At 65.5% G+C, this 3,733-nt stretch carries 3 protein-coding genes; all 3 read right to left on the bottom strand.

Going from position 1 to position 3,733, the window contains the following annotated elements:
• Positions 1-351: 351 nt before the first annotated feature.
• Positions 352-1,434, bottom strand: a complete 1,083-nt coding sequence (locus tag ABIV12_RS09185) for a peptidoglycan -binding protein (protein ID WP_348058499.1) — start codon at positions 1,432-1,434, stop codon at positions 352-354.
• Positions 1,431-2,534 carry a MotA/TolQ/ExbB proton channel family protein gene (locus tag ABIV12_RS09180; protein WP_348058497.1) on the bottom strand — a complete coding sequence of 368 codons (1,104 nt, stop codon included), beginning with the start codon at positions 2,532-2,534 and terminating at the stop codon, positions 1,431-1,433. The genes ABIV12_RS09185 and ABIV12_RS09180 overlap by 4 nt, the downstream gene beginning before the upstream one ends.
• A gap of 166 nt (positions 2,535-2,700) precedes the next feature.
• The coding region (locus tag ABIV12_RS09175) for an ATP-dependent helicase C-terminal domain-containing protein (RefSeq protein ID WP_348058495.1) at positions 2,701-3,733 on the bottom strand (1,033 nt) is incomplete at its 5' end.

Below are 3,733 nucleotides of genomic sequence, written 5' to 3'. Positions count from 1 at the left end.
CGGCGTCGGCTGGGCGTGGCTTCTGCTCAGTGAAATGCCGACGCCCACGATGATCATCGCCGGCACGCTGATCCTCGGAAGTGTGATCCTCAGTCAGCAAAAGCCCGCGAATCGTTAGTCGGGAATCAATGGAAAGTCAGGCGCCAATCAACCCCGCGGTTCTTTCCCCTGCGAAGCGGGGGAAGGCGGCGAAGCCGGAAGGGGGCGCTCTTGATCTTGATCGTGCGCTCCCACGAAAAGCGCCCCCTTCCACCCTGCCGGGCACCTTCCCCCGCTGCGCGGGGGAAGGAATAGCAATCGTTGCCGAATTCCGAATTCCGAATTCCGAATCTCGACTCTCGAATCCCGAGCTCAGCGGTTGGTCAGCTGGATTTCGATGCGCCGATTGCGCGCGAGTGCGTCCGGCGTGTCACCGCGGTCCAGTGGCTGGAATTGCCCGAAGCCGTTGGCCGACAGGCGATGCGCGGGGATGCCCTGCACGACGAGGTATTTGACGATCGCGACCGCGCGCGCGGTGGACAACTCCCAGTTCGACGGGAACTGTGCGGTGTGGATCGGCACGCGGTCTGTGTGGCCGTCGATGCGCAGAACCCAGTCGATGCCGGAAGGAATTTCCGAAGCCACTTCCGCCACCGATTGCGCAAGCACCGAGAGCCGTTCCTGCGCGGCGGGTGCAAGGTCGGCCGATCCGGAATCAAACAGCACATCGGTCGGCACCACGAAGCGATCGCCAACCACGCGCACATCGGTGCGATCGCCGAGCGCTGCGCGAAGGCGCCCGAAGAATTCCGAGCGGTAGCGTTCGAGTTCGCCGACGCGATTGGCGAGCGCGACGTTGAGCTGGCTGCCGAGGTCGGCGATCTTTGCGTCCTTCGCCTTCACGCTCTTGTCGGCGATGTCGAGCGCCGCCTGGATTTTCGCAAGCTGCTCGTTGAGCGCGGCGAGCTGGCGGTTGAGCAATTCCGTCTGCGCCGACGCTGCCGACGTCAGCGCGGTCTGCTTGACCATGTCGTCTTTCCAGGTGTCCAGTTGCGCCGCAAGTGTCGCCACCTGTGCCTCGAGTTGCTGCTTGAGCTGGCTCAGCGCGGAGATGTCGGCGGTGAGCGTCGCCGCTTCGGCCGTCGCGGCATCGAGTGAGGTCCTGAGGTGATCGCGCTCGCCGATCGTCTGCCCAAGTGACACGCCGACCTCCTTCACGCGCGCGTCGAGCGCGTGCTTGCCGTCTTCGGCAAGCGACAGGCTTTTGGCGAGTTCGGCGACCTTCGTATTGAGCGCGTCCAGCGCGCGATTCTTGCCGGCGAGCGAGTCGGACAGCACAAACTGGCCGATCGCGAAGATCAACAAAACGAAGATTATCACCATGATCAGCGAGGTCAGCGCATCGACGAATCCGGGCCAGATGTCGAAGGTTCGCCGGCGACGAAGCTGGCTCACCGGCGCGGCTCGCGCTCGGCGGTCATCGGTGCCGGAGCGGGCGGGCGCGCCGGCTTCGCATCGAGCGCCGCGGCAATCGTGCGCGACATCAGGCGCAGTTCGCTGCGCAACTCGTCGGAAAAGTGCGCAGCCGGCTGTGATTGTCCCTGTGCGGCCAACTGGCGCAGCACGTTCTTCAATTCGTCCTGTACCGCCGATGCGTCCTGGCGTTCGCGGGCGTCCCGCGCGAGCAGGTCCGTCAGTCGTCCGAGCTGCGCACCGAATTCACCGAGCTGTTCGCTGCCACCGCGACGTTCGCGATCGCTCTCGACGATGGCGCGCTGCATCCGGTCGAGTCCATCGGCAGTCTGTTCGAGCAGCGCCTGCACGTACGCGGGAACCGATGCATCGCTCTCGATCGCCGAACCCGAAGCCAGCCGAGTCATGCCGGACAACCATTCCTCGAGTTCGTTGTAGAAGCGGTTCTGCGCGTGGCCAGCCTGCAGGTCGAGGAAGCCGATCACCAGCGAACTGGCGAGACCGAAGAGCGAGGTCGAGAAACTCGTCGACATTCCGCTGAGCGGCTGTTTGAGGTTTTCCTTCAGCGCACCAAACATGGTCACCGCATCGTTGCCGACGTTGAGCGTGCCAATGATGTCGGCCACCGAGCGAATCGTGACGAGCAGCCCCCAGAAGGTGCCGAGCAGGCCGAGGAAGATCGCGAGGCCGATGAGGTAACGCGACAGGTCGCGCGATTCCTCCAGCCGCGACTGCACGCTGTCCAGGATCGTGCGCATCGACGGTGCCGACAACGCGGCGCGGCCGCGCTCGCGACCATCGAGCATGCGTGCCATTGGCGCCAGCAGATGCGGTCGGCCGACCGGTTTCTGATCCGGATTCGAGCGGCGGAATGCGTCGATCCATGCGACCTCTCGCCGGAGCATCAACACCTGGCGCAGGTTGACGATCACGCCCGCTGCGAGCACCGCGAGGATGACTCCGTTGAAAAACGGGTTGGCCACGAAGATCTGGGCGAGGCGTGGCGCGAGTATTGCGCCGAGCGCTGCAACAGCGACGAGGAAGGCGATCATCCAGGGCAGGACGCGTTGTGGTGGGCTCATGGCGGACTCGTGGGAGAATTTGGTGTTGGATGCATCAGGCATCGGACTGGTTGCGTGCGGCGATGGTTCCGGGTGGCGCGCGTGACTCGCCTCATCGAAACGGCCGGCCACGTCAGCGCGTCCAGCCTGTCGGCGTGGCGCCGGCCCCCGGATACGCGCCCACGGCTCATCGTCGCGGCTTCGCGCGATGCGTCGGTGTCGCCGTCCACGGATCGTCGGGCCACGGGTGCTTCGGATAGCGTCCCTTCAATTCCTTCCTCACGTCCGGGTAGGTGCGCTCCCAGAAACTGCGCAGATCCTGCGTCACCTGCACTGGCTTTCCGCCCGGTGACAGCAGGTGCAGAGTCAGCGCAATGCGTCCGTTGGCGATGCGTGGCGTGTCGGCGAGGCCGAACAACTCCTGCAGCTTCACCGCAAGCACCGGCGGCGCGTCGCTGGCGTACGCGATGCGCCGTTCCATCCCGCTCGGCACCGTGATCGCGACCGGCGCCTGCTCGTCGAGCGCACGGCGCATCGCGAAGTCGAGCTGCGCGGAGAGGGCCGTGGACAACTCATCGGGTTGCAACGCATCCAGTCGCCGCTTGTTCGCGAGGAATGGAGCGAGCCAGTCCTCAAGCGTGGCGAGTAACGCCGCGTCGGAGAAATCCGGCAGCGCAAGATCGGGGCACCAGCTGCGCAGCGACTGCACGCGCAAGCGCAGCTCGCGCGCATGCGCACTCCACGGCAACGCGTCGAGGCCGAGGTCGCGCACTGCTGTGATCAACGCCGGCACCGCGTCCTCCGGGCGCGCCGGCACCGCGCGACGGTCCAGCACGATCGCATCGAAGCGACGTTCCTCGAACGCGTCGACACCCCGCGTATCGCGATTCCAGCGAACACTGCGCGAGCGCGTGAAGCGTCCGGCGAAATCGCGTTCGAGCACGTCCGGATCGAACGGTGCCGCCGCAAGGATCAGGCTGTCGCGTTCGTCATAGCGCAGGTCGACGATTGCAAGCCAAGGCTCGCCGAACAACCGGCTTTCGTCGAGCAAGCGTGCGCCGCGTCCGCTCGCGAGCTGGTAGCGGCGCGGATTGTTTGGATCCTGCCGCGCGATGCGATCGGGAAATGCGTGGACGAGAAGATCGCCCACCGATGTCGACGAATCCCCTGTAGGAGCGGCTTCGGCCGCGATGCTCCTGGTATCCGACGCATCGCGGCCG

The organism is Dokdonella sp. (assembly GCF_039926425.1).
Taxonomy (GTDB): domain Bacteria; phylum Pseudomonadota; class Gammaproteobacteria; order Xanthomonadales; family Rhodanobacteraceae; genus Dokdonella_A.
This window is presented reverse-complemented; position numbering and strand designations above follow the sequence as displayed.

What these genes read in the sequence shown, in the direction of transcription:
- ABIV12_RS09180 (WP_348058497.1), bottom strand. Translation starts at nt 2,534, where the DNA reads ATGAGCCCACCACAACGCGTCCTGCCCTGGATGATCGCCTTCCTCGTC.